Source organism: Acetobacter senegalensis (genome assembly GCF_001580995.1).
Lineage (GTDB): Bacteria > Pseudomonadota > Alphaproteobacteria > Acetobacterales > Acetobacteraceae > Acetobacter > Acetobacter senegalensis.
This window is the reverse complement of the sequence record NZ_LHZU01000053.1, coordinates 1-3,293: the sequence shown is the minus strand read 5'-3', so window position 1 is coordinate 3,293 and position 3,293 is coordinate 1. Positions and strand designations below refer to the sequence as shown.

4 protein-coding genes are annotated in these 3,293 nt (G+C 59.0%); 3 read left to right on the top strand and 1 reads right to left on the bottom strand.

From position 1 onward, the window contains the following. A partial coding sequence (locus tag AD948_RS00445) for a transposase (protein ID WP_211264411.1) occupies positions 1-732 on the top strand: 732 nt, incomplete at its 5' end. A 382-nt stretch (positions 733-1,114) separates the two neighbouring features. Continuing rightward, positions 1,115-1,504, top strand: a complete 390-nt coding sequence (locus AD948_RS00440; protein WP_061470243.1) for a tautomerase family protein — start codon at positions 1,115-1,117, stop codon at positions 1,502-1,504. 356 nt (positions 1,505-1,860) lie between these two features. On the opposite strand, the gene AD948_RS00435 is transcribed toward AD948_RS00440, so the two are convergent. After that, a complete protein-coding gene (locus tag AD948_RS00435; protein ID WP_082782228.1) occupies positions 1,861-2,796 on the bottom strand; it encodes a hypothetical protein in 936 nt (311 codons plus the stop codon). A gap of 125 nt (positions 2,797-2,921) precedes the next feature. On the opposite strand from AD948_RS00435, the gene AD948_RS00430 reads away from it, so the two are divergent. Then, on the top strand, positions 2,922-3,293 hold a 372-nt coding region (locus AD948_RS00430), incomplete at its 3' end, for a bile acid:sodium symporter (RefSeq protein ID WP_211264410.1).

The window sequence follows — 3,293 nt, the reverse complement described above, 5'->3', positions numbered from 1 at the left end:
TGGTGCATAAGGTGGCCGCCACCGTATTCTTGTAAGTTGCCCTGGCTGGTGCCGGTGGCCATCGTCACCAGTAGCGGCGGTGTTCTCCCTCGGCCCTTGGACTTCGTGTCTGCCCCGAAGATCGGGACCCGCCGCACTTACTGCCCGGAGGCCGAACGGTATGCAGGGCACCAGTCTGGCTGGAGAGCCCGGTTCTGTCGGGCACATGAGCCTTCGGCCTGGATACCACCGGCTACTCACTTGCGGGAATTGCGCGAACTGGTGCGTCGCTGCGAGGGGCTGAAGGTCGCGAGAGTTCAGGAAATCAATCGCCAAAAGTCCGGCACGGCATCGCCCGCCGTTGCTGCCTCGATCGCGGCCCATCTGGACTGGCTGGATCGGGAGATCGCAGTTGTCATGGATGCGGTCCAGAAGGTAGTGGCATCCGATCCTGTTCTAAGCCGCAACCACGAACTGCTGCTGAGTATACCGGGGATCGGAATAGTAACTGCCCCGGTACTACTGGCTAAAGTGCCGAACATTGATGAGTTCACCCCGGAGGGTCTTGCAGCCTTCGCCGGCTTGTCCCCTCAGGAATACAGCTCTGGCAGCACGGTACGCCGTCCAGGTCGTATCAGCAGGATGGGATCGGAACGCCTTCGTCGTGCGCTGTACATGTGTGCGCTCAGCAGCAGGCAGGCGCCGCAATCCTGCCCTGGCCGACTTCGTGCAGCGCATGAGGGCGGCAGATAAACCCCCGAAGGTCATCCTGTTGGCGATCGCTCGGAAGCTCCTGGTTTTCGTGCACGCGATCGTTCGATCGCAAAAGCCCTTTGCCTTGCGATCTGGGAATTACGACGGTTATCTAGTCTCAGGAGGCGCCGAGTAGTGTGGTAAGCCGACATTCTGGCATGCCTTCATCAGCCAGTGTCTTGCGCCATGCTGCGAATGCTGCAAAACTCGTTACGATGACCTGTCTCGGTTCCTTCGTCACAGCTTCGTGGTGGCGCTCCATCTAGGAGCGGCTGGGTCATCACGTTCAATTAGCCCCCGATGCCCCCGATGCCGCCGTGACCCAGGTGGCTCGGTGTTTACCACGTCTTCCTGACCGGCGGTCTCCTACAAGGATGCAGCTATGGCTCAGGTTAAAGTCTTTGGTCTTCGATCCACCCTCGATCCTGTTCGCGCCGTGCTTTCCGACGCCATCCACCGTGCGGTTATGGAAGCCTTGGCCTACCCGCCGGAGAAACGCTTTCACCGGTTCTTCGGCTTCAACGATGGCGACTTCTTCTACCCGTCTGATCGATCCGACCGCTACGTCATCATCGAGATCAGCATGTTCGAGGGACGGTCGCCGGCGGCCAAGAAAGCGCTGATCCGCGCGCTCTACCAACACATCCCGGACACGACGGGCATCACGCCTCAAGATATCGAGATAACCCTGTTCGAGACACCCCGCGGCGCATGGGGCATTCGTGGCCTGCCAGGCGATGAGATCGGGCTGAACTACAAAGTGGAGGTATAGCCGACCAGGGAATGCCAGCCGCTATCCTGGCCAAGGTTTGCACCTCCCCATCGTAAGACCCTTAAAGGGTCGGGAGCACGTATAGCTCCCCGTCCCTCATGCCCTTCAACACGGTATCTTGTAAAAGCAGCTTAAGACGCTGTTTTGAAAAAGAATGGTACGCTGGTCTTGCTGTGGGCAACGACGATTGCGGTTGAACGCCGTCGTGAAGGCCCATCATGGGGCCGCCACAGTTGCCTGTTTGGCCCCACAAATCCCTCGCCAGCCAACATCTGCTGATTTTTTACCCAGCTTCTTCGATACGCTCTCGCTTCAGACGATGGTGGAGCGTGCTCAGGAGAGTGCGACGCTTCTCGTTATTTTAATGGAAGCGGGAAGCCGTTCACAGTCAGAACGCCGCCTTCCCAACTGGTATTCCAGACATTCGCGCCGTTTTGCGTATGGCTGACCAGACGGGCCAGAACGAGACCGGCTGCGAGTTTCATCTGTTGGGCTGCACGCGCCTTTTCGATCAGGGATTCCAGTTCCGTTATTTCCAGATGGCCGGATGCTGAGGTCGCGTTGACGTTACCGGTAAGGGTTGCCGTACCATTTCCCTTCAACTGCACGGTGTCGCGTTGCGCGTCAAAACTGGAGATGGTGACATGCACCGCCGGGGCTTGCTCTGCCTTGCCGCCGATAGCCGCCATAAGCGCGGGAAGCTCCGATGCAGGAAGAGAGAACGCAGCATGGGCGGTGGTGGGGAGAAGGTCCTGATTAGCGACATTCCGGAAGGACAGTCCGGTTAGGCCCAGGGTGGCCGCACTTGTGTGGGCTGTGGTGCTGCCTTCCAGTTTAAGGTGAGCCGACCCGATACCGACATGCGCGGTGCCGCGGCTGATTGCAGCACTACTCCATGCCAGATCATAGGTGCCTCCAGCTTTCAGCCCTTTGGCAACGCTCTGGCCCTGTTGTTGCAGCCAGTAAGAGCAGGCAGCGTTGTGGTGGCCCGTCATGGCGGAAACCAGCAGGAGCGATGCCGCATCCGCCTGATTTTGTATGGAATCGTCATCCCCCTCCGGGGCGGTGTAATGCATCTGCTTGACGGTAAGTGTGGTGCTGCCATCCGGCGTGCGTACGGTGGTGTTTTGATACGTCACGCCGTGGGCGGACGTCTGAACCGCACCGTGGTTTATCACAGCGCAGCTTCCGGGTGGTGCCGCCAGTGCCCGCACGGGTGAGGTTGCAAGGTAGGCCAGACCCGCACTCACGAGCATGAGAGAGGCCAGAGGGGGAATGGTGTGTGCTTTCATTTGTGCGTAAAGGTGGCGTAAGCAGACGGCAGACGCAATCTTGATGTGAAAAAATAGTGCGGGTTGGCTGTGCCTTGGGTTACGGACCATACGCCCCGGAAAAAACAGGAAAGACGGTACGCGGCATGTTTGGATTAGATCCGTTTCTTCTCAGCCTGATCGGCACTGTGCTGCTGGCCACGTTTGTTCCCTGCCATGGTGCGGCCGTACCGGTTTTTCGGTGGCTGGCCATTATTGTCATTGCCATGATGTTTTTCCTGCAAGGCGCGCGCCTCTCTCGTAAGGCCGTGGTGGAAGGGCTGACCGCGTGGCGCCTGCATCTGATGATCCTGTGCTGCACGTTTGTGCTGTTTCCGCTGCTGGGTTTGGCGTTGCATGCCGCTTTTCCCGGCCTGTTGCAGAATGAAGTGTGGCTGGGCGTTCTGTTCCTGTGCTGTCTGCCGTCCACCGTTCAATCTTCCATCGCGTTTACATCCATCGGCGGGGGGGACGTGCCC

What these genes read in the sequence shown, in the direction of transcription:
- AD948_RS00435 (WP_082782228.1), bottom strand. Translation starts at nt 2,796, where the DNA reads ATGAAAGCACACACCATTCCCCCTCTGGCCTCTCTCATGCTCGTGAGT.
- AD948_RS00440 (WP_061470243.1), top strand. Translation starts at nt 1,115, where the DNA reads ATGGCTCAGGTTAAAGTCTTTGGTCTTCGATCCACCCTCGATCCTGTT.